Origin of the sequence: Ferdinandcohnia salidurans, from assembly GCF_042680725.1 — a bacterium.
In the GTDB taxonomy this organism is placed as follows: domain Bacteria; phylum Bacillota; class Bacilli; order Bacillales; family Bacillaceae_L; genus Ferdinandcohnia; species Ferdinandcohnia salidurans.
Genome location: NZ_JBHUEK010000031.1, coordinates 206905 through 230529, shown reverse-complemented (window position 1 = coordinate 230529; position 23625 = coordinate 206905). Strand labels below are relative to the sequence as shown.

The 23625-nt window shown below is 37.2% G+C and carries 23 protein-coding genes and 1 pseudogene; all 24 read right to left on the bottom strand.

Annotated elements, in window-relative coordinates; translation table 11 throughout:
• Positions 1-36 precede the first annotated feature (36 nt).
• The 24 genes and pseudogenes from ACFSFW_RS21650 to floA all read right to left on the bottom strand — a co-directional run bounded on the left by ACFSFW_RS21650 (position 37) and on the right by floA (position 23602).
• Positions 37-1164: a Nif3-like dinuclear metal center hexameric protein gene (locus ACFSFW_RS21650; RefSeq protein WP_388041279.1), complete on the bottom strand. Its 1128-nt coding sequence runs from the start codon at positions 1162-1164 to the stop codon at positions 37-39.
• A pseudogene (locus tag ACFSFW_RS21645) lies at positions 1161-1866 on the bottom strand (tRNA (adenine(22)-N(1))-methyltransferase). The gene ACFSFW_RS21650 and the pseudogene ACFSFW_RS21645 overlap by 4 nt, the downstream one beginning before the upstream one ends.
• A 373-nt stretch (positions 1867-2239) precedes the next feature.
• Positions 2240-2593 carry a cytochrome c550 gene (gene cccA / locus ACFSFW_RS21640; protein WP_388041276.1) on the bottom strand — a complete coding sequence of 118 codons (354 nt, stop codon included), beginning with the start codon at positions 2591-2593 and terminating at the stop codon, positions 2240-2242.
• Between the two features lie 228 nt (positions 2594-2821).
• The gene (locus tag ACFSFW_RS21635; RefSeq protein ID WP_388041273.1) at positions 2822-3961 is read right to left on the bottom strand and encodes an acyl-CoA dehydrogenase family protein; all 1140 of its coding nucleotides are present in this window, start codon (positions 3959-3961) and stop codon (positions 2822-2824) included.
• 66 nt (positions 3962-4027) lie between these two features.
• Entirely contained in the window at positions 4028-4561 is a 534-nt protein-coding gene (locus ACFSFW_RS21630; RefSeq protein WP_388041270.1) for a hypothetical protein, read from the bottom strand.
• A gap of 150 nt (positions 4562-4711) precedes the next feature.
• Positions 4712-5848, bottom strand: a complete 1137-nt coding sequence (gene rpoD / locus ACFSFW_RS21625; protein WP_099352239.1) for an RNA polymerase sigma factor RpoD — start codon at positions 5846-5848, stop codon at positions 4712-4714.
• 52 nt (positions 5849-5900) lie between these two features.
• Positions 5901-7709, bottom strand: coding sequence for a DNA primase (gene dnaG, locus ACFSFW_RS21620; protein WP_388041267.1), 1809 nt, complete (start codon positions 7707-7709; stop codon positions 5901-5903).
• Between the two features lie 34 nt (positions 7710-7743).
• Entirely contained in the window at positions 7744-8184 is a 441-nt protein-coding gene (locus ACFSFW_RS21615) for a YaiI/YqxD family protein (protein ID WP_099361946.1), read from the bottom strand.
• Positions 8185-8565: 381 nt separating this feature from the next.
• A complete protein-coding gene (locus tag ACFSFW_RS21610) occupies positions 8566-9378 on the bottom strand; it encodes a pyruvate, water dikinase regulatory protein (RefSeq protein WP_304218696.1) in 813 nt (270 codons plus the stop codon).
• A 41-nt stretch (positions 9379-9419) separates the two neighbouring features.
• A complete protein-coding gene (gene ccpN / locus ACFSFW_RS21605) occupies positions 9420-10064 on the bottom strand; it encodes a transcriptional regulator CcpN (protein ID WP_304218698.1) in 645 nt (214 codons plus the stop codon).
• Between the two features lie 210 nt (positions 10065-10274).
• Positions 10275-12353 carry a glycine--tRNA ligase subunit beta gene (glyS, locus tag ACFSFW_RS21600; RefSeq protein ID WP_388041265.1) on the bottom strand — a complete coding sequence of 693 codons (2079 nt, stop codon included), beginning with the start codon at positions 12351-12353 and terminating at the stop codon, positions 10275-10277.
• Entirely contained in the window at positions 12346-13236 is an 891-nt protein-coding gene (glyQ, locus tag ACFSFW_RS21595) for a glycine--tRNA ligase subunit alpha (RefSeq protein ID WP_304218704.1), read from the bottom strand. The genes glyS and glyQ overlap by 8 nt, the downstream gene beginning before the upstream one ends.
• Positions 13237-13878: 642 nt before the next feature.
• Positions 13879-14628: a DNA repair protein RecO gene (gene recO, locus ACFSFW_RS21590; protein WP_099361949.1), complete on the bottom strand. Its 750-nt coding sequence runs from the start codon at positions 14626-14628 to the stop codon at positions 13879-13881.
• Between the two features lie 99 nt (positions 14629-14727).
• A complete protein-coding gene (locus ACFSFW_RS21585; protein WP_099352231.1) occupies positions 14728-14871 on the bottom strand; it encodes a YqzL family protein in 144 nt (47 codons plus the stop codon).
• A gap of 151 nt (positions 14872-15022) precedes the next feature.
• Positions 15023-15934, bottom strand: coding sequence for a GTPase Era (gene era / locus ACFSFW_RS21580; RefSeq protein WP_304218708.1), 912 nt, complete (start codon positions 15932-15934; stop codon positions 15023-15025).
• Positions 15924-16325, bottom strand: a complete 402-nt coding sequence (locus ACFSFW_RS21575; protein WP_388041260.1) for a cytidine deaminase — start codon at positions 16323-16325, stop codon at positions 15924-15926. The genes era and ACFSFW_RS21575 overlap by 11 nt, the downstream gene beginning before the upstream one ends.
• 114 nt (positions 16326-16439) lie before the next feature.
• Positions 16440-16820 carry a diacylglycerol kinase family protein gene (locus ACFSFW_RS21570; protein WP_388041258.1) on the bottom strand — a complete coding sequence of 127 codons (381 nt, stop codon included), beginning with the start codon at positions 16818-16820 and terminating at the stop codon, positions 16440-16442.
• Positions 16810-17280 (bottom strand): rRNA maturation RNase YbeY, encoded by a 471-nt coding sequence (gene ybeY, locus ACFSFW_RS21565; protein WP_304218718.1) that lies wholly within the window; start codon positions 17278-17280, stop codon positions 16810-16812. Before ybeY ends, ACFSFW_RS21570 begins: the two co-directional genes overlap by 11 nt.
• Positions 17277-19475 carry an HD family phosphohydrolase gene (locus ACFSFW_RS21560; RefSeq protein ID WP_388041256.1) on the bottom strand — a complete coding sequence of 733 codons (2199 nt, stop codon included), beginning with the start codon at positions 19473-19475 and terminating at the stop codon, positions 17277-17279. Before ACFSFW_RS21560 ends, ybeY begins: the two co-directional genes overlap by 4 nt.
• Before the next feature lie 73 nt (positions 19476-19548).
• Positions 19549-20520: a PhoH family protein gene (locus ACFSFW_RS21555; protein WP_388041253.1), complete on the bottom strand. Its 972-nt coding sequence runs from the start codon at positions 20518-20520 to the stop codon at positions 19549-19551.
• A gap of 3 nt (positions 20521-20523) precedes the next feature.
• On the bottom strand, positions 20524-21711 hold the full coding sequence (gene yqfD / locus ACFSFW_RS21550; RefSeq protein WP_304218727.1) for a sporulation protein YqfD: 1188 nt from the start codon (positions 21709-21711) through the stop codon (positions 20524-20526).
• A gap of 26 nt (positions 21712-21737) precedes the next feature.
• Complete coding sequence (gene yqfC, locus ACFSFW_RS21545) at positions 21738-22022, bottom strand: sporulation protein YqfC (protein ID WP_099361957.1); 285 nt, start codon at positions 22020-22022, stop codon at positions 21738-21740.
• 80 nt (positions 22023-22102) lie between these two features.
• Complete coding sequence (locus ACFSFW_RS21540; protein ID WP_304218732.1) at positions 22103-22579, bottom strand: YqfB family membrane protein; 477 nt, start codon at positions 22577-22579, stop codon at positions 22103-22105.
• A gap of 36 nt (positions 22580-22615) precedes the next feature.
• On the bottom strand, positions 22616-23602 hold the full coding sequence (gene floA / locus ACFSFW_RS21535) for a flotillin-like protein FloA (protein WP_304218735.1): 987 nt from the start codon (positions 23600-23602) through the stop codon (positions 22616-22618).
• Positions 23603-23625: the final 23 nt, after the last annotated feature.

Below are 23625 nucleotides of genomic sequence, written 5' to 3'. Positions count from 1 at the left end.
GGAAAAGGTACTCCAGCAAAATTGGAGTACCTTTTTTCATAGGAATTGAAATGGATCTGTATTTAGTTCTGAGGTAATCACAGTAACCTCGAATTTCTTTTCTTTGAAACGCTCCGTTAAGATATTAGCTACCCCTTTTTTCATGACCTTTTCAACATTGTGGCCTGGATCAACGATATTAAGGCCCATCATCATTGCATCATGAGCAACATGGTAATACATATCTCCAGTTACATACACGTCTGCACCAGCTCTTTTAGCATGTGAAACATATTTATTTCCGTCTCCTCCAAGTACCGCAACCTTCTTCACTTTATCTGAAAGAGTACCTACGACACGAAGTCCATCTACTTCTAATTTATCCTTAACATGAAAGGCGAATTGCTCAAGTGTCATCTCCTGTTCGAGATAACCAACACGTCCAAGTCCAAGCACATTACCTTCATTTTCAAGGGGATAAATATCGAAAGCAACCTCCTCATATGGATGCGCGTTAAGCATAGCCGTGATCACCTTCTTTTGAAGGCCACTCGGAAAAACCGTCTCAATTTTGATTTCATCCACAACTTCTAATTTACCGACTTCACCTATATGTGGGTTTGTCCCTTGATGTGGTAAAAATGTTCCTGTACCAGGCGTGTTGTAAGTACAATGACTGTAATTCCCTATAAAACCTGCACCAGCCGAGCCTAAAGCATCTCGTACTTCATCAGCAGACTCCCGAGGGACATAGACAGCTAGTTTTTTTAACTTTTCCTCGTAGGTTGGCGCAAGCAATTCAATATTGGTTAACCCCAATGCATCCGCAAGTAAGTCATTCACGCCCCCAACAGCCACGTCTAAATTTGTATGTGCTGCATAAATCGCTATGTTATGTAAAATACACTTTTCAATGATTCTTCCAGATGGTGTATCCGTTTGAACCGTTTTTAAGGGTCGAAAAATAGGAGGATGATGAGCAATAATCAAATCAACATCATTTGAAATGGCTTCATCAACCACATTTTCTAATACATCAAGTACAACCATTATTTTTTTTATTGGTTTGTTTAATGTACCAACTTGAAGGCCGATTCTTTCTCGATCACCTTCGACGGCTAAGTGCTTTGGAGAAAATTGCTCAAATACTTGTATTACTTCAAAACCGTTAGGTATTTTGCTCATTGTAATGCCTCCTTTACTATTTTTATTTTTTGCTTGAGCTCTTCTTTTCGTGTCTGATTTTCAGGTGTTTCTCCTGCTGTCTCAAGCTGTGATAAGATCTTTTCCCAATGTTTTAGTTCATGATCCCATTTTTTTTTCAAAAACTGAATTTTTTTCTTTTAATAAGAATGGTCCTAGTAAAAGTTCTTGTTCCTTATCCTGATAAGGCTTAAGTGGGTTTCCTTTTTCGGCAACTAAAACTTCATAGATTTTTTTGTCTTCCTCTAGGATTTCTTCTGCGATTATCTCCCAATCGTTTTCAATAAGCCATTCTCTAATTGTTGAAGCACCAATATTTGGTTGTAGGATGAGTCTTTGTACACCAGGCAGTTTGTTTTTGCCATTTTCAAGTATGGAGCGGATAAGCGAGCCCCCCATACCTGCTATGGTAATACATGTAACTTCATTTGGTTGAATGACTTCCAGTCCATCCCCTTTACGAGCTTCAATTTTGGCATCAAGCTCACTTTTGGAGATTTGTTTTTTTGCAGATTGTAATGGTCCCTCTGCTACCTCTCCTGCTATTCCTCCAGAGATAAACCCATTTAAGTATGCATAGCACGGAAGATAGGCGTGGTCAGACCCGATGTCTGCTAATATTGCCCCTTTTGGTATGTATGATGCGACAGTTTCAAGCCGCTTTGATAGCTTTTCTTCATTCATAATAACACCACATTTTTTTAGGATAGTTAAAAAGTCCGGTGAAAATGACACATCGAATTTCTTCGTTGGCTTGTTTTTCCGTTCCTTGGAAAAGAAAACCACTTTTCCGGCGTGCAAAATCGTCTGCTCAAGTATTCACTACATACTATCCGCTACTCAAAACTGCACCGCCTTGAACTTTCGACGCACAGGATGTGCTAGTGTCGACAATGCCACAGGACGTGGCGTTTTTGTCGACGCGGTCCTTTTCATCCTCCTTTTTTAACATCATATTTTTTAGTTTTTATTATACAAGATGTCAGTAGAAACTTCCATCTGACAGGGAAGGGCAGTAAAAAACCCTTTACATTTATGCAAAGGGTTTTTTTATTATTTATTTTTGTTCAACTAACCAATTTGCGATTTCTTGTACTTGTGCAGGGTCTTTAACTAAGCCACCTGGCATCGCACCTCTACCATTAGTGATTACATCCTGAATCTCTTCTACGGAAAGATCAACACCTTTTAAAGCAGGTGCAGTACCTTGACCTGCTAAATCTTGACCATGGCATGCTGCACATGTTCCTTGGACAACTTCTTCTGGGGAAGCAGCTGCTGTTTCTGGAGCCTCTTCACCTTGGTTTGCCATTTCGTCCATGTTACCTAGTCCAACAAAGCCTAATAGGAACATAAGTCCAATACCGAAAACTGCAATCAGGGCAAATGGTATTAATGGATTCTTTTTCATTATTCTGACCTCCCTTACCTTATGTACATCAAAAATAGATATAATTATTATTCTATACAAACACTCTCTATTTTACTTGAAAAATGATAGAAGTAAAAGACCTATTTGTACAAGAACTTATTTAACATAATATTGTAAAATTTTTTTACACAAAAACGTCACAAATTTGTCATAAAAAATAATAAAAACTCCTTCCCAATTGGCAAGGAGTCAATAAGACATATTTATTTAGCATCCAATTGAACGTGCAATGACCATTCGTTGAATTTCAGAGGTCCCTTCCCCGATTTCAAGAAGCTTTGCATCCCGCATAAATCTTTCAACATGATATTCTTTCATATAACCATAGCCACCGTGTATCTGGACAGCTTGATTTGTCACCTCCATACAAATTTCAGAGGCATAAAGCTTTGCCATTGAAGCTTCTTTTGAGAAACTTCTTCCTTGATCCTTCAACCATGCAGCTTTGTACACCATATTCCGTGCCAGTTCAATCTTCATCGCCATATCTGCTAATTTAAATTGAATAGCCTGGAAGGTAGATAGGGACTTTCCAAATTGTTTGCGTTCTTTTGCATAATGTAGGGCCTTTTCATAGGCTGCTTGTGCAATTCCAACTGCCATTGCTCCAATGCCGATTCTGCCGCCATCTAGCGTTATTAGAAACTGTCTGAAGCCTTCTCCTCGTTTTCCTAGCAGGTTTTCTTCAGGTACATGAACGTCCTCTAAAACTAATTCCGTCGTGTTTGAAGCATTGAGTCCCATTTTCTCGTAATTATCAATAACTTTAAAGCCTTCTGCATCAGTTGGTACTATAATTGCGCTAATTTCTTTTTTAGCCCCATGACGGCCCGTTATCGCTGTGAGGGCTAAATGCTTTGCGAAACTGGCATTTGTGATAAAGCATTTATTTCCATTAATGATAAACTGATTATTTTCGAGAATGGCTTCTGTTTGGGTTCCACCTGCATCTGATCCAGCATTGGGTTCTGTTAATCCAAAGGCTCCCAAGGACTCTCCTGTGCAAATAGGTATTAAGTATTTTAGTTTTTGTTCTTTTGTTCCAAATAAATGAAGGGGTGCACCACCAAGTGAGATATGTGCCGAGTATGTAATTCCGGTAGACCCACAGGCACGGCTAAGTTCTTCGACCACGATTGCAAAGCTAATTGTATCAGAATCTGCTCCGCCATATTCTTCAGGAAACGGCAGACCCATCATCCCTAATTCTCCAAGCTTTTGAAAAATTTCTTTTGGGAAACGTTTATCTTTATCCCGTTGTTCAGCACCTGGAGCAACTTCTGCTTCGGAAAACTCTCTAATTGTTTTTTGGATCAATTTTTGCTCGGTCGTTAAATCGAAATTCATAATACCCCTCCCGTTGTATACGTTTTCATATCTATTATATCGGGAGTTGGTGAATTTTCAAATAATTTAAATTTTCAATAAAGTAACAACTGAAATTATACTAACGAGAACTCCTGCTATCAAAAAATACTTCTTCTTTAAAAACACTCCAACTAAAATCCAACCGATACAATTCAAAAGAATCATACCGATTAAATAAAGTGCCTGTCCTTTAAAAAGTAGTTCACTTAAACTCGTTGTTAAAAGCAAGGTGAAAAGGGCGAAAATAATTGAACCAAAATGAACGAAAAGTGGATTAGTTCTTTGAGTAATTAGGCCTAAAATGCAGATAATTAAAAAAATAAAGTTTAATACCATTTGCAATATAGTCGATATTTCAGTAAAATAAGTGACAAGTAATAAAACTGGTAAAAGTAAACCAATTCCGATGATCGAAACAAATGGAGTTTTCTTAGTTAAAGTTGTTTCTTTTGTTGATTCAATTCCTTCTCCCTCTGTATATAACGAGAGTAGGAAATTACAATATGCTTCTGGCAGTAATTTATTTTTACGCCAATATAGGATTTCATTGATAATAATCTTTTTTCTGTCTTGATTCATGAAAGCGCTCACCTTGTTTGAATAAAATCAAAGACTAAAACTCCATGTTTGAGTGGCATTGTCTTTGTACCCATGTCGAATAGGGCTAAAACTAAAAAAATAGTTTACTTCAATTGTATGAAGTAAACTACGGAATGTAAATGAAAATATTTATTCTAAGAAATCCTTTAATCTCTTACTACGGCTTGGATGACGAAGCTTTCGTAGGGCTTTTGCTTCAATTTGTCGAATACGTTCACGAGTAACACCAAATACTTTACCAACCTCTTCGAGAGTACGAGTACGTCCATCATCCAATCCAAAGCGTAGACGTAATACATTTTCTTCTCGATCTGTTAAGGTATCTAGAACATCTTCCAGTTGTTCTTTTAAAAGCTCATATGCAGCATGCTCTGATGGAGAAGTTGCGTCTTGGTCTTCGATAAAGTCTCCAAGATGTGAGTCATCTTCTTCACCAATTGGTGTTTCTAATGATACAGGTTCTTGTGCAATCTTTAAGATTTCCCTTACCTTTTCTGGTGTTAAATCCATATCTTCTCCAATTTCTTCAGGCGTTGGTTCGCGCCCCAGGTCCTGGAGTAACTGACGTTGCACACGGATTAATTTATTAATTGTTTCTACCATATGAACAGGAATACGGATGGTTCTAGCTTGGTCTGCAATCGCACGTGTGATGGCTTGACGTATCCACCATGTTGCATACGTACTAAATTTGAAACCTTTGCGATAATCAAATTTTTCAACAGCTTTAATAAGTCCCATATTACCTTCTTGGATTAAATCCAGGAACAACATCCCACGACCAACGTAACGCTTAGCAATACTTACTACAAGTCGCAAATTGGCTTCAGCAAGTCTACGTTTGGCCTCTTCATCACCTTGTTCAATTCGTTCAGCAAGTTGAATTTCATCATCAGCGGAAAGTAAATCAACACGGCCAATTTCTTTCAGGTACATACGTACTGGGTCATTTATCTTTACTCCTGGAGGAACACTTAGATCATTAAGATCAAATTCTTCTTCCTTGGATAGTTCTTGAATATTTGGATCATCTTCATTGTCATCATCAGCATCATGATCCCCGCTATCACCTAATAATTCAATACCCTGCTCTCCAAGGAACTCATAATATTCATCAAGGTGGTCTGATTCAACTTCAAAACCAGACATACGCTCAGCGATTTCTTCATATGTCAATACACCACGTTTTTTTCCTAGTGCTGTTAATTTTTCTTTAACTTGCTCTAATGTTAACTCAGTATCGACTTCTTTAGACTTTTCAGCCATTTGTTCCCCTCCTTCCAAACTTGTAAGACATAGAGGTTAGAAAACCTTTTTGTTAAATTAATGCTTTTTTCATTTGAATGATTTCATTTGCAATTGTAGCAGCCTTCAAATAATCCTTACTTCGTTCAGCCTCTAGTTGTTCAGATTCTTTTTCTTTTATCATTGACATTTTTTTGTGATTCAACACCTGTTTCACATAATCTGATAAAACAGATTCCGTCACTTCCTCTTCAATGGACATCATTGCAATATCGGTGACAATCCTTTTTAAACTCTCATCATGAATCCTTGTTAGTAATGTGCTGATATCTGGTTCATAGCCTTCTTCATAAAATGCATATAGGTACGTTACAATCGCTCGATGCTCTTCGATATTAAATTCGGCTTGAAGCTGATCCTGTATTTTCTCAGCAATATCCCGACTACGCAACATATAAGCAATTAAATATCGTTCTGCATTATGATAGGCTTTAAGTAAATGTTTTGATACGGTAGGTTTCGCTTTCGTATTATTTCTATTCGAAGAGAAATTATCCCTTTTTTTCCGTTCAGATTTATAATACTGAAGCTGTTGGGTTTTTAATGCATCAAGTGATATAGAAAATTCACTTGATAATTGGCGCAAATAATGGTCCCTTTCTACAGCCTTTTCTAAAGAGGAAATTTCTTTAATAACATCTTCTATATAACGGATGCGATCTCCTTCATCCTGAAGATTTTTTCCTTTTCTTAAGTACTGCATTTTAAATGCCATTAATGTAAGACTTGCCCCTATTACATCATTTTTAAACTTATCTGCGCCATATTTTCTAATGTAGTCATCAGGGTCCATGCCATTTGGCATTGTTGCTACTCTTACATAACAACCCGCTTCACCTAGCATACTAGAAGCTCGTAAAGCGGCATCTAAGCCCGCATTGTCAGAGTCATAACAGATAACAACAGATTCCACATTCCGTCTTATTATTTTTACATGTTCATCCGTCAAGGATGTGCCCATCGTACCAATTGAATTTGGAACATCAGCTGTATCTGCTGCAATGACATCTGCAAATCCCTCAAAAAGAACCACTTGCTGGTGTTTTCGAATAGCAAGTCTAGCTTGATGGAAATTATAAAGGGTCTTGCTTTTATTAAAAATAATCGTTTCAGGGCTGTTTAAATATTTTGGTTCCTGCCCCTTATCAAGCACCCTGCCAGAAAATGCTATGGTTTTACCTTGGTGATCCCATATCGGGAACATTATGCGGTTTCGAAATCTATCAAAGAATGTTCCGGTATCCTCCTTTTTTACGAGCAGTCCGGCCCGTTCCATCAACTCAGGCCTAAAGCCTCTCTTCTGAAGAAATTTCGTGGCAAAGTCCCACGAGTCAAGGGCATAGCCAATTTCAAACTTATCGATGATTTCTCTTGTGAAGCCCCTATTGGTTAAATAGTCTAGCGCTGGTTGACCCTCTTTTGTATTAAGTAATAGGTGATGATAGAATTTCTTTAATAATTCGTGTGCTTCTTGCATTTTTGATGCTTCATTGTTTTTATCAGAAACAGCAGTTGGCTGTTCATAATCTGACAAATCTATGTTCACTTTATTAGCGAGGTTTATTGCCGCCTCCGCGAAGGAATACCCTTCTAAGTCCATTAAAAAAGAAAATACATTTCCACCTGCTCCACACCCAAAACAATGAAAGATTTGTTTATCGGGAGATACAGAGAATGAAGGGGTATTTTCACCATGAAATGGGCATAAGCCAAAATAATTTCTACCTTGCTTCTTCAATTGAACATATTCACTAACAACATCAACAATGTCAACAGAAATACGAATTTTTTCGATTGTTTCTTCGGGTATTCGATATCCCATGTATAACATCCCCAAGTACTAAATTATTCGATGTTTAGAGTTTAAATCCTGCAAGATTCGACAAACTTTTTTTAAAAATTTTAGTAAAATGTTGTCTGTCTTCGTCAGTAAAGGGTTTTGGTCCTTTTGAATATGAACCACTCCGTCTTTCTTTTGCAGATAAAAAGCGAAAATGGAGGATTTGTTCCATATCCTCTTCCTTAAACTCTTTGCCACGAGGTGATATAACAGTTACACCTCTATTTACTAAAATACTCGCTAAGCCAGTATCCTGGGTAATGACGATGTCTTTTTTTATTGCATGATTCATAATATAGAGATCTGCTGCTTCTTTCTCAGCATCCACGTACACCCATTTACCACCCATTGGAGTCGACATAACATGAGCATACGACGCTACAAATACAACATTGATATTATATGTACCTGCTATGCTAAGTATTTCTTCTTTAACTGGACAAGCATCCGCATCCACAAATATTTTATTCTTTTTTTCGTCATATTTCTCTATTCTACATCACTCCGAAGAATCCTTCTTTTCAAGAAAAAGATTACAAATAAGTTCAAAAATCTGTGATTGTCCCATCTTTAGGTGAGCAATTATGGACAGATATACTATCATATATCTGTTGAGAAATATTGAAACAAGGAAAAAAATGTCGAAAATTAATTCACCTATTCCATAATTTATCCTTGACAACCTTCAATATATAGTTTATTCTATCCAATCGAACTCTAAACCTAAAAATATGTATTTTTATCACAATTTTTTATTATAATATAAAATTCCTTCAAGCGCCATAAAAAAACATATCTTTTTAGAGATATGTTTTTTACTGTATAAGTAGTCTTATGTTTACTTTGTTTTACGATTACTTATTTTATTTAAAATAATATTGGCCGTTTCTTCAACCGCTTTATTTGATACATCCACTACATCACAATTAATTTTATTCACGAGAGATTCAAAGTGGTCAAGTTCTTCTTTAATACGATTAATATTTGCATAGATCGCTTGGTCATCCAAACCTAATGACTTTAATCTTTCACGTCTAATATGGTTTAGCTTCTCTGGGCTGATTTTTAGTCCAAAGCATTTATTCGGTGATACTTTAAAGAGCTCTTCCGGTGGATCAACTTCTGGGACGATTGGGACGTTTGCGACTTTATAGCGCTTATGAGCGAGATACTGAGATAAAGGCGTTTTGGACGTTCTTGAAACCCCGATTAAGACAATATCTGCACGTAAAATTCCTCTTGGGTCGCGACCGTCATCATACTTAACAGCAAATTCAATTGCCTCAATCTTTTTGAAATAATCCTCATCTAGTTTTCGTACAAGACCTGCTTCAAATCTTGGGTTACTTTCATAAAGGCCAGACATTTTTTCGATTAATGGACCCAGGATATCGTTTACAATTACCCCTTCACGTGCAGCTTCGATCACAAGAAAATCTCGTAGTTCAGGAACTACAAGTGTGAATGCAATAATTGCATTATTAAGTTTGGCAAGTGCGACAACCTCTGCTAATGTAGCTGTATCTTCTACATAAGGAATTCGTTTGATTTCTGTATGGGAGCCGTTAAATTGGCTAACTGCCGCTTTAACAACTAATTCAGCTGTTTCCCCAACTGAATCTGATACTACATATACAACGCGATTTCTCATTTTAATTCTCCATCTCCTAACTTAAAAGATCAAAATGCTCATTAAAGGATTTCATCACCAGCAAGTCCTACGAATGCTTTTGTCATATTTGTCTTAGTGATTCTGCCAATTACCTCTATACCCCGTTCTGATTGCTTAACAATTGGTAATGCATCAATTTGTTTTTCAATCAATTTATGAGCCACGTCAATTAAAAGATCATCTTTTTCACACATCGTAATATTTGGCATTCGTGTCATAATAATTGTAACGGGTACAGATTTTAAATCCTGGTTTCCAAGACTTGCCCGCAGTAAGTCTTTACGTGATAAAACTCCAACAAGAAGTGATGATTTATCCACCACAAACAATGTACCGACATCTTCTAAAAACATTGTCACGATTGCATCATAGACAGATATACTCTCATTAATCACAACAGGGATAGATTGGTAATCCATCACTTTAATTTTATTTATCCTATCCGCAAGTAATTGCTGACCTGTTTTACCTGTGTAGAAATAGCCGACACGTGGCCTGGCTTCAAGATATCCTGCCATAGTTAATATAGCGAGGTCTGGTCGAAGAGTCGCCCTAGTCAAATTTAAACGTTCTGCAATAGCTTCACCAGTGATTGGCCCATTGTCTTTTACGATTTGTACGATTTGTTCTTGCCGCTTACTCAGTTCTATTGTACTCACCACCATTCCTAAAATCTATAGTATTTATTTTAAATATGTAAGTTGTTTGAAAAGAGTTATACTAATTATTAATTATTATATACTAATTGCGTAATCACGTATAGTAAATAGAAAAAGACTAGGAGCTAATTCTTCTGCTCCTAGTTTTTAAATTGTTTATCCCAAGTGTTACTTTTTCGCGGTCATAAACATGTACATTCGTTTTTCATGGTCAGTTTATTTTACAATAATTGCGTTCAGGTCCCCAATTAAATAAATAATGTTAGCTAGTTGCACCATTTGTGCAAGTCGGTTTTTCCTTACTGCCGCATCATCTGCCATTACCATTGTATGTTCGAAGTATTGATCAATTAGCTCTCTCAATGAAGCTAATAAATGGAAAGCTTCTGCTACTTCATGATTGTTTAGACTTTCAATTACTTTTGGTTTTACTTCAGTGAACTTCTCAAAGAGATTCTTTTCCTCTTCAGATTGGAAAAAGCTTGGATTAATTTCAGCTTCTTCACCTTTTTTGGCGATGTTAACAACCCTACCTAATGACTCAATAGTTGTTTTAAAATCTTGGTGGTCCTTGTTGTTCTCAAGCATTTCCGCCTTTTTAATAATAAGTCCAACATTTCCAATCTTTGTACCAAGAACCGCATCAATAATATCATAGCGGATGTTTCTAGTATTTAGTTCATGTTTGATTCGTAATTTGAAAAAGTGAACAAGTTCTTTCTTAATTTCTTGTTTTTCAAGCTTCGCAACTTTTGCCTCAACAAACAGATCTAATACACCATCGATTAGTTCTTCAAGGCCAATATTCCAACCTTTATCAAGTAAGATTTGAACGACACCAGAAGCCATACGGCGTAATGCATATGGATCCTGTGATCCTGTTGGAATAATACCGATTGAGAAACATCCAACTATTGTATCCAATTTATCCGCTAAACTAACTACTGCGCCAATAGTCGAATTAGGACTAGAATCGTCAGCATGTCTAGGCATGTAATGCTCGTTAATAGCTACCGCCACTGCCTCGTCTTCTCCACTAATTCGTGCATAGCGTTCACCCATTACACCTTGAAGCTCAGGAAATTCATACACCATATTGGTTACAAGGTCAAATTTGCATATTTCGGCTGCTCTGTTTGCTTTTTCCTGTGTTTGGCTATCAATGTTAAGAAGTTCTGACACCTTCTTAGTGATATGCTGAATTCTTCTAACCTTATCACCAATTGAACCAATTTCTTCATGGTAAATTATTTTATCAAGCTTTTGGACTAAGTTATCAATTTCTAACTTTTGATCTTCTTTATAAAAGAAATCTGCATCAGATAAACGTGCTCGTAAAACCTTCTCATTCCCTCTAGCAACTTTATCAAGATAGTTATGATCACCATTACGAACTGCGACAAAGTAAGGTAGTAGGGCCCCGTTTTTGTCCTTTACAGGGAAATAACGCTGATGCTCTCTCATACTTGTAATTAACACTTCTTCCGGTAAATTCAAAAATTCTTCCTCAAATTTTCCGAAAAAGGCAGTAGGATATTCAACAAGATTTGTTACTTCATTCAGTAAATCTTCGTCAATTGGAATCTCCCAATTGTTGTCCTCTTCAAGTATTTTGATTTGATTCGTAATGGCTTCTTTGCGCTCAAGATAATCCGCAATCACATATTGAGACATAAGTACTTTTTCATAGTCTCTAGGAGATGTGATTTCAACCTCTTGACCTAAGAAACGATGTCCCCATGTTTTATTTCCTGATGTTACATTCGTAATCGTGATTGGTATTATTTGATCTCCAAACAAAGCGACAATCCATTTAATTGGACGGACATAGCGAAGGTCTTGATCGCCCCAGCGCATATTTTTAGGGAATGAAAGATGGACGATAACACCCTCAAGTTCACCTAAGATTTCTTTCGTGTCTTTCCCTTTAATAAATTTATTGATATGTGCATATTCCACACCATTTATTTCTTTAAAAAAGATATCCTCAACAGAAGCACCCTGTCCTCTTGTGAACCCCATTGCAGCTTTTGTCCAATTTCCATCTTGGTCTAAGGCAATTTTTTTTGCAGGACCTTTTGCTTCTAGTTCAACATCCTTTTGTTTGTCGGCAACATCCCGAACAAGAACCGCTAGTCTTCTCGGTGAAGAAAAACTCTCTACTTGCTCAAATGAAATATTATGTTCAAGCAGCCAGTTTGTAACCTTGTCAGAAAGCTGATTCATAGAATCTGTTACAAAGCGTGCTGGCATTTCCTCTAATCCAATTTCAATCAATAAATCTCGATTACTCATTACGATCGTCTCCTTTTGCCTTCAGCATTGGGAAGCCTAATTTTTCCCGCTCATCATAAAACGTTTTAGCTACCTTACGAGCTAAATTACGAACTCTGCCGATATATCCTGTTCTTTCGGTAACTGAAATTGCTCCCCTTGCATCTAATTGGTTAAAGGTGTGAGAACATTTTAAGACATAGTCATAGGCTGGATGAACGAGTCCTTCGTCCATTTGACGATGCGCTTCCTTTTCATAAATGCTAAATAAGTTAAATAGCATTTCTGTATCTGATGTTTCAAACGTATACTTTGAATGTTCGTACTCAGGCTGATGGAAAATATCTCGAACTGTAAATCCTTTTGTCCATTCAAGATCAAAAACATTCTCTTTATCTTGAATATATGAGGCTAAACGTTCAATTCCATATGTAATCTCAACAGATACTGGCTTACATTCAATACCTCCAACTTGTTGGAAATATGTAAATTGAGTAACTTCCATTCCATCTAGCCAAACTTCCCAACCAAGCCCTGCTGCTCCAAGTGTTGGGGCTTCCCAGTTATCTTCAACGAAGCGGATATCATGTTCTAATGGATTAATTCCTAATGCACGTAAGGAATCTAGATATAATTCCTGAATATTATCAGGTGACGGCTTCATGATCACTTGAAATTGATGGTGTTGGTATAAGCGGTTTGGGTTCTCTCCGTAACGGCCATCGACTGGGCGTCTTGAAGGTTCAACATATGCCACATTCCACGGCTCAGGGCCAAGGCTTCTTAGGAATGTGTAGGGACTCATTGTTCCAGCACCCTTTTCAACGTCATAAGCCTGCATCAGAATGCAACCTTGATCTGACCAATGCTTCTGTAAGGTTAATATCATTTCTTGAATATTCATTAATCTTGCACCTCCAAAATTATAAAGCGAAAAGCGCCTTGCTCAGAAACGAGGAAACTGGCCGACTAGAATCGCCACGTCCTGTGGCAAAGTCGGCACTAGCACATCCTGTGCGTCGGAGACTCCGACAAAGAGGCGCTTTTTGCCTCTGCAGGAGGAGTTGAAGTTTCTCGAGTTTCTAGGCGCTGCAGCTAGGTTGAAAAAACTATTTATAAAAAAATAAAAAAACTCCCCTCCTCTATGCCTAATTGTAGACATAGGGACGAGAGTTTACCCGCGGTTCCACCCTATTTGCAAAAACTCTATGAGTTATTGCCTCTTTCAAGCGATACACTCTGGAACGCCTTCCTTATCTGTTCATACCCTAGCTTCCACCATCCTAGGTTCGCTTTTATGAACGGGGATAAGTACTACTTTCCTTCACCGTGCAATATTTTTAGATGAGGTTCAAAAAGTAGCCAAATGATTAGACTTCGAATCTCTGCGTCACTCGGCCTCTCCGGTCCTCACGTATTAAGAGCATACGCTGCGGTCCTCAAGTCACTCTTTCCTTGACCTTCTCGCTTCTGATTCGTCAACTTTTTGAACTCTTATTTTATTTGAACTATATTCCAAATTCACTGCTATGTCAAGTAGACCACGTTAGGTTAGACGTAAATTTTCAAGTTGGTCTAGGAATCGTTTAGATTTTAGATATAAGCCTGAATATTCCTCGTAGTACATGTCAATGACCATCTTCAATTCTTTCTTCGTTTCGTCTTTTACGGCAATTTTTCCTAATCGGTTTAAATCAAAATAATAAAATAAGCGCAACAAACGAATTGTTGCTTGCGATACTTTCAAATGATAGGGTTCTTTTTCATAACAGCGGTGGCAAAGTAACCCACCCTCTCTTATCGAAAAGGCAAATTCACCCTCTGTACTGTTACAGTTTGTACATTCATTAAGTCGAGGATACAACCCAAGCAATGGTAGCATTTTAAGCTCATATATATACAAAAGAATATCAGGATCATACCCCTCATTTAAGTAATTGAGGGTTTGATACAACATTTCAAATAAAAACGGGTTTGATCTCTTATCTTCAGTGCATTTATCGGTTAACTCGACAACATATGATGCATATGCCGTTAGGAAAATATCTTCCCGAATACTTCGTAAGGTTGAAATCGTTTCACCTTGTTGTAATACGCCTAAACCTGACGTCTTTTGAACTAAAAACTGTCCATATGTAAAAACCTGGGTAATGGCTGCAAGGCGACTACTAGGTTTCTTTGCACCTCTTGCCATTACCCCTATTTTCCCCCATTCACGGGTATACAAAGTTACGATTTTATTTGTTTCACCATAATCACTTGTTCTTATGATAATACCTTCGCATTTTTGTAGCACTACTGTCACCATCCATTGGCAACTAGGCAATCCAATTACCGTTGATTATTTGCGTCATACATGACTTATTTAAGGTTTAAGACGCTTTTTTTAGGATGGTCAAGTAATTGGAAAATCTATTTCTGCTAGCTCCTCACTTTGTGCCTCGGGTCTCTCTGTCTTCTCTTGTTCCAATTCCTTAAAAAGAAGATACGTATCAACATTACCTGTTTGACTAAACACCTTCCAGGTAAAATCTAACATAGTAACCCCACCTTTCTGTAATTTAAACACTAGCAAAGACTATTCCAATTTCATTCACTTGTAAGAATATCTTGACCGAAAATCCTAAAAAACATGTTACATAAATTTTGCTAATCCGTGTATTTTTTTGGAATTTACGTATACTTAGACTTTAATATTCATCTTCTCTAAAGCCATAATCACGAAGTTGAGAACTTTTGTTACGCCAGTCCTTTTGAACCTTTACCCAAAGCTCTAGAAAAACTTTTGAACCAAGCAATGCCTCAATATCTGCTCGTGCTCGTTTCCCAACTTCTTTTAGCATACTACCTTGTTTTCCGATTACAATTCCTTTTTGCGAATTACGTTCGACAATAATAGTGGCGCCAACATAGACAGTATTTCCACTTTCTCTTCTTTCGAGTGAATCCATTACAACTGCAATCGAATGTGGTATTTCCTCTCTTGTTAGGTGAAGCACTTTTTCACGAATCAACTCAGTAATGATAAATCGTTCAGGATGGTCAGTTACCTGATCAGCAGGATAGTATTGAGGTCCCTCTGGTAAATAAACTTTGATCTGTTCAACTAATCTAGAGGTATTCGTTCCCTGGAGTGCTGAAATTGGAACAATTTCCTTAAACGGATAAAGTCCTTTGTACTTCTCGATTAACTCCAATAATTTATCAGGATGTATTTGGTCTATCTTATTAACAACGAGAAAAACTGGTGTCTGAATATTTTTAAGTCGTTCAATAATGAACTCATCCCCACGACCATATCCTTCTTCCGCATTGATCATAAATAAAACGAGATCAACTTCTTTAAGAGTGTTTTGAGCTACCTTCATCATAAAATCACCAAGTTTATGCTTTGGCTTATGAATTCCAGGCGTATCTATAAAAATAATTTGGGAATTTTCTTCTGTAAAAACCCCCTGCACCTTATTACGTGTCGTTTGTGGTTTATCACTCATTATAGCGATTTTTTGCCCGATAACATGATTTAAAAAAGTAGATTTCCCAACATTCGGTCGTCCTATAATTGAAACAAATCCTGATTTATAATTATTCTTAGTTTCCATGTAAATCCTCCGGTGTAAATGCTCCTGGTAGCAGTTCATCAATTGTTATCTCTTGTACGTCACCTTTAAGATTTGATAAGAATACCTTTGTATCACGTCCACAAAGCTCCGAAATCACTTGACGACATGCGCCACAAGGCGGTACTGGTCGTTCTGTATCTGCAACTACAGCAATTGCTGCAAACTCCTTATCTCCTTCAGAAACAGCCTTAAATAGCGCTGTCCTCTCTGCACAGTTTGTTACACTGTATGCTGCATTTTCGATATTACAGCCATGGTATACTTTACCATCCTTTGTTAATATCGCAGCCCCTACTTTAAACTTTGAATATGGAACATATGCTAGTTCTCTTGCTATTTTCGCTTCGTTGATTAGTTCCTCTGTTTTCACTATGTCTTCTTCCTTTCTGCGTATCTAGTACGGCAGTGTATTTTCATTTTACATAAAAACGTTCACGAAATCATCGTTTATGTTTCATTTGTTACATAATTGTAAGAATTTTCTCTATATTAATTTGTATAGATATGGTAAAAAAATGATTAATCCAACGATAATGGCTATTATCGCATATATTAGAACAGCTCCAGCTGAAATATCTTTAGCCTTTTTAGCTAAGGGATGATACTCACCCGTGACTAAATCAACCACTTTTTCAATTGCAGTATTCAGCATTTCAATTGAAAACATTCCACCGAATAAAAGGAGAACAATTAGCCATTCTACCTTTGTAATATGAAACAAGAAACCACAAAAAATAACGATAACCGAGAAAAAAAAATGAATTTGCAAATTTCGTTCTGAAAAAAATGCTTCTCGCAAGCCTTGTAAAGCATACGAAAAGCTATTGATTAAGCGTAACCATTCACTCTTTTGTTTATCTTTCAAGACCGTATGCCTCTAATATTTCCTTTTGTCTTGAAAACATTTTTTCTTCATCCTCTTTTGTCATATGGTCATAACCAAGTAAATGTAAGAAACCATGGACAGCAAGGAAACCTAATTCCCTTGCAAAAGAATGACCATAATCTTCGGCCTGTTCCTTTGTTCTCGGAATCGAGATGATGATATCCCCTAATACCTTTGGTATGTCTTCACCAATAATCGCAAGTTCCCCTTCACCCATTTCTTCCATCGCAAATGAAATGACATCAGTCGGTTGATCTTTGTCACGATATTCTCGGTTTATTTCTCTAATCCGTTCGTTATCAACAAACGTAACGGAAACCTCAGTTCCTTCACTGACTCCTTCTTTATCGGCAGCCAAAAATAAAAGTTCTTGAACTAATGTACATTCTTCCTCTTTTACTTCCCCAATTTCATCATTAAAATCAATTTCTAGTCTCATGCTTCCTTCACCTTCTGTTTTGTTGTTTCGGCAGGGTACTCAATTCTTGAATGGAAAATCCCCTTTAGTGATTCACAAAGTGTTTTCGCAACTACATCAAGTTCTTTTAGTGTTATATCGCATTCATCAAATTGTCCATCCTGTAAGCGGTCCGCAATAATGCTATTTACTAGTGATTCAATCTTATGTGGAGTAGGAGTTGATAGCGACCTTACGGCTGCTTCAACACTATCCGCAATCCCAATCACCGCTGCCTCTTTTGTTTGTGCTTTTGGACCCACATATCTAAAATCTGATTCTAGAATATCGCGTTCACTTTGTTGCTTTGCTTTATGGAAAAAATATTTTAACAGTGTTGTACCGTGATGCTGTTCTGCTATGTCCACTATTTCCTTTGGCATCTTAAATTTCCTTAAAGTTTCTGCCCCATCTGTAGCGTGTGCTGTAATAATTGTTTTGCTAAGCTGTGGTGCAATTTTATCATGCGGATTTTCAATATTCATCTGATTCTCAATAAAGAAATGCGGTCGTTTTGTTTTTCCAATATCGTGATAATATGACGACACCCTAGCTAATAAACCATTAGCCCCGATTGCTTCACAGGCTGATTCTGACAAATTCGCAACCATCACACTATGATGATAGGTTCCAGGAGCTTCCGTCAAAATTTTCCGCAGTAACGGGTGATTTGGGTTTGATAACTCAATTAATTTCATAGTTGATAAAATATTAAATCCAGCCTCAAAGAATGGTAGTAGCCCTATTGTTAAAACAGCAGCAATTACCCCAGATAAGACCGCCATAATAATCGAAGAACCATAGTCTAGACTTGAATAACTACCGTTTTGCAATAACATAATTGAAAATATGACTAAAATATTAATTAAAGCTACAAAGAGTCCAGCTTGGAGAATTTTCGCCCTACGATTGTGCTTACTTAGAAAAAGTATCCCAGCCAAGCTGCCAAATAGGAAATAGATTCCCGCTGAGAAATTAAGCGTACCCGTCACACCTTCATTAAAGATAAGGCTTCCACAAACAGCAAAAACCATGCTTGAAAGTATCGCAACTTTTTCATTAATCAATAGCTTTATTAGCATTGCCCCCATTGCCACTGGAACAATATATCCTATATCAGAATAATCGATTTGTTGGAATAAACTAATACCCTTCATTAATAGAATGGTAATAGTAAAGATAATCGCAAAAATTAATAAATAGATATTCCGATGCCGATCAGTTGGAATCATCTCATTATGAAAATGATAAATAATCCCGGTAATAATCAATAGAATAATCAACAATAGGCCGATGAATGGTTGTATAGGGTTATTTGTGCTAGTCATACCAAGCAGCTCTAACTGCCGATATATATCCCTAGTGATTAAATGTCCTTCTTCAACAATAATTTGACCTTGCAGGATTTTAACGGGCTCAACTGCCTCAATCGCTTGCTGACGCTTTTCTTCCGTGGCTTCAACATCATAATAGACATTTTGAACAACTGCAAACCGAGCCATTTCACGCATTGGTTCTCGAAGAGCCGTATCGACACTTGAGTAACGTAGTTCCTCCACTACCTTATTTTTTGCATTCTCAACTTCAGAAGCTGGAATTCTTGTGTTCATTACATTATTCACTGCGGTAATAACTGCATCCTTAGTGCGTGATAATTGATTGGGACTTGCTGTTAATAATGCTGTAAGAACATCGTTTTGAATTCGATCAGTTAAATCCTGTGGAAGTTTTGTTTTTAAAATTTGTAACTTTTCAGAAGCTGTGAGTTGCTTTGGTTCTTCTCCTCGATCATCCTCCGAAAGGCTTTCCCATTCTTTGACCCTTGAGTTGTATATATCCATTGCTTCATTATTTGTTTCATCAATTGAATCAAAAATAGAAATGACAAGGTCAACTTGATTGTCTGCATAATCTGATTTGAGAGTGAAAACATCTTCAACCTCTTTTGCAGCTGCATCCTGCTTTGTTTTTGTGGCAACCTTATCTTCAATTGTCAAAGGAGAACGAATTGTCTGTTCAGATGGTTTTAAAGCTTCGATTTGTAAAACTTCTGGTTTCACATTGCTAAACATGACTAAAAACATAATTCCCGCAAGGAGGATGTATATCAAAATATGTAGGGATTGATAGCTTTTTAAAATGGACAACTTATTTTGCAGCTTATTCGGTTTCCTCATCTCTTGAACCTCCTTTAACCTGATTTTACCAGTTTCTTTAATGGTAAAAAAGACCCATTTCGCATGGGTCTTGTCATGATTGTCCAGCTTCAGCCTTTTCATAAGCTTCAATGATACGAGCTACAAGGGGATGACGTACTACATCAGACTGTTCTAAGAAGATAAATGCAGAACCATATACATCCTTCAGTATATGCATTACTTCATGTAATCCAGACTTTACCCCTCTAGGTAAATCGATTTGCGAGATATCCCCAGTAATGACCATTTTAGAGCCAAAACCAAGTCGTGTCAAAAACATCTTCATTTGGGCTAGTGTTGTGTTCTGCGCTTCGTCTAAAATGACAAAAGCATCATCGAGTGTACGCCCTCTCATATAGGCTAATGGAGCAATTTCAATTGTTCCTCTTTCTATTAGTCGTTCCGTATGTTCTGCTCCAAGCACGTCGTGTAATCCATCATATAAAGGTCGTAAATATGGATCAACTTTTTCTTTTAGGTCTCCAGGTAAAAATCCTAAGCTTTCACCAGCTTCTACAGCAGGGCGAGTTAGAATAATTCGTTTGACCTGTCCATTTTTTAGTGCATTTACGGCCATTACTACTGCCAAATAAGTTTTTCCTGTACCTGCTGGTCCAATTCCGAAAACTAAATCATGCTGTTTGATAGCAGCTACATATTGGCGTTGTCCATGTGTTTTTACACGAATTGATTTTCCTTTTGCAGTTTTTGTGATTTCTTCATCATATAATTCTTCAAATGAATCCAAACTTCCATTCTTCGCCATTTGAATACAATAAATAACATCACGTTCACTTACTCGTATTCCTTTTCGAATGACACCAAGAAGCTTTTCAATAATTTCTTCAACAAGCTGTACACTTGTTGGATTTCCTGAAACATTAAGTGCCTCGCCTCTTGTTATAATTGAGACGTTTAATTCCTCCTCAATCCTTTTAAGGTGGAGGTCATTGTTTCCAAACAGCACAAGTGCTTCGTTTGGATTTTCAAGTTGATGTTTACTCATTACTAAATCTTCTGACATCCTTTAGTCTCCTTGAACTAATGGTATCGTTGTGACGATATTCTCAATAACATTATATTTTATTTCCAATTTTACTTTACCATTGTTAATGGATTGACGCAAAACTTTTTCTTCAATAATTTCAGCATCACTGTCCAAATCTTGTTCTAAAGCATTCCGACCGATTCTCTTTGCTTCTTCAACAGCCTCATTTGTTGTGTACTTTCTAGTGATTTCTTCACTTTCTCGAATAGACACTTTTTCATACGCAATTGGAAGTTCCCAATTAAAGAATTTGATATGCCTCTTATCTAATTCAGTTTGATATTCCTTATACTCAACTTTACCATATCCCCATACTGGAATACGTAAATCCCCTATCGAGATATAATGCTTTTGTTTATTTTCTCCTGTCATGACATTTAGTTTCGTTGTAATTTCTACCTCTACTGCAGACTTGTACCAAGTCTCCCCATAAATCTTCCCACGTGCAGGTACATAGATTTCTTCTCCTTCTTTTCCAATTTTGCCCGAAACTAAGATGTCTCCCTTTTTGACAAGATCATTTACTGCTTTAACTGGTTTTCCTTCCTCTACGATTAATTTTTTGATAATAGCTGTTTTATTTGCAACAAGATCTCTAGGACTGTACTGTTCTGGCGGGTCAGGTTGGTTCTTTTCAACAACCTCAAAATGATAGGTCGTCCCATTTAACTCCACACCAATCCAAGTAATATCGTTAATCGCTTCTTCTAGATGCCTTTGTAAGGACTCATTATCCTCAATAAAGAATTGAAGCTTTCCTTTTTCAACTCCGAGTTTCTTCAGCTCTTTAATAATTAAATGCTCAGTTTCTGGCTTGGCACCTTCTACTTTAATGCCCCAGACCATATTAGATAACAAAGTTACAATGATCAGAAATAAAAAAGCTCCAATAAGAAATCCACTATTGTATATCGCCTTTTGAACTAGAAAAGGCAAACCTTTTTTTCCAATAAAGCGAAGCTTACAATCATTTTTACGGACAACCCGTCGAATTTTTTTTATATCCTTTAAATACATAGAGAAGCTCAGGGCATGGGTTCCTGGCTTCTTTACATCCCACACGACAATTCCTTGTCTTACACATTCATTTATGAATCTCTCTGTACCTTTTCCAGAAATAACAGCTTTGACACTCCCACTAAAAAAGTGCATCCAATGATTTTTCATGCTTATCCCCCTACTGATTCAATGATTCAATTCTCAATATATTGCACATGTTCAATTTTTCCTTCGAGCATTATTTCTTCAGGTAAAATTGTTTTAATCACAAATGCATTACCCTTTATCAGAAGTTGTCCTTGTTTCAGTAATAGCCGTACCTCTTTATCTGAAAAGGTTAATAATCCTCGATGATTTTCTATGTAAATATGTAATTGTCCAATCATGGTTATTCTTGGAAGATCCATCATGACGTCAGCAGGAAGTTCCATCTTGTTTGTAATCCAACTTTTCATTCGTTGACTTAGGTTTTTAGGCATAACAAAGAACCCCCTTTCATCTCATGTTTATGAGTGAAAAGGGGTTCTTAGTACATTTTTTAAAATCCATAAACGGACACTTAGCGACGGATTTGGTATGGTCTTTTTGCTCTTGGCGGACCCAGAATTTCAGACCAAATAATACCTTCTACAACCTTGTTTTTCGAGTAGTTTTTAGCAGGACTCGTTTCTCTAGAAGCAGTTGGTTTAATAACCGTCAGGACTGGTTCTTCTTCCTCGGTTATCGTTTCCGTATAGGTTCCCTGCTGTTGAAGCTCGAGATAACGATCATAAAACGTATTTGGAACTTGAGTATTGGGAATCTCTTCTGGTTCTAATTCAGTTTCATATTTTGTTTCCACCTGATATTCATCTTTTTCAGGTTTACGTTCTTGGTCAAACGGATTAAACTGTTTTGGCATTGGTACTGGCGTTGTAGGCTCTGACTCCCCACTGTTAAATCGCTTAAACGCATTAAAAACAAATCCAATGATAATGATTAGAATCCAAGCATTTCCCATTACAAAATTAATCAAGTCTTGCAAAGGTGATTCCACAATGTAAACCTCCCTTCAAATTTTGAGGTTTAATTATTATTTATCTTCATCCTCTGGATGTGTGCTTTTACCAATTGAATTTCTCATATCAGTATCAGCCATGATATTTTTAAGGTTCGTATAATCGAGTACTCCTAGATTACCTGAACGTAAAGCTTCTGCCATAGCAAGAGGTACTTCAGCTTCAGCTTCCACAACCTTCGCTTTCATTTCTTCTACGCGAGCGCGCATTTCTTGTTCAGTTGCAACCGCCATGGCGCGACGTTCTTCAGCTTTCGCCTGAGCAATTTTCTTATCGGCTTCGGCCTGGTCTGTTTGAAGCACAGCTCCAATGTTTTTACCAATATCAATATCGGCAATATCAATGGAAAGAATTTCGAATGCAGTACCTGCGTCAAGTCCTTTTGCAAGTACGGTTTGAGAAATCATATCTGGATTTTCGAGTACTTTTTTATGGTCTTTTTGTGAACCAATTGTACTAACGATACCTTCACCTACACGGGCAATAACAGTTTCTTCACCTGCACCCCCGACTAGGCGGTCAATGTTCGCACGCACAGTGATACGTGCTTTCGCTTTAACTTCGATACCATCCATTGCCACACCCGAGATAAATGGTGTTTCAATAACCTTTGGATTAACACTCATTTGAACGGCTTCTAACACGTCACGACCCGCTAAGTCAATTGCAGCTGCCCTTTCGAAGGTTAATTCAATGTTCGCACGTTGTGCAGCGATTAAGGCATTTACGACGCGGTCGACATTACCACCCGCCAAATAGTGACTCTCCAGTTGGTTTGTATTAAGGTTTAATCCCGCTTTTTGAGCCTTAATTAACGGGATAATAACACGGTTTGGAATAACCCGACGTAGTCTCATCCCTATCAATGTAAAGATACTTACACGGACACCCGCAGCTAGTGCAGAGATCCATAGTGCAACTGGCACAAATGTAAATAGTACAGCTAATAAAATAATACCAAGTGCAACTAATATTAGAATTGTAATCATACCTGTTGGCATTCTAATTTTCCTCCTAGATTAAA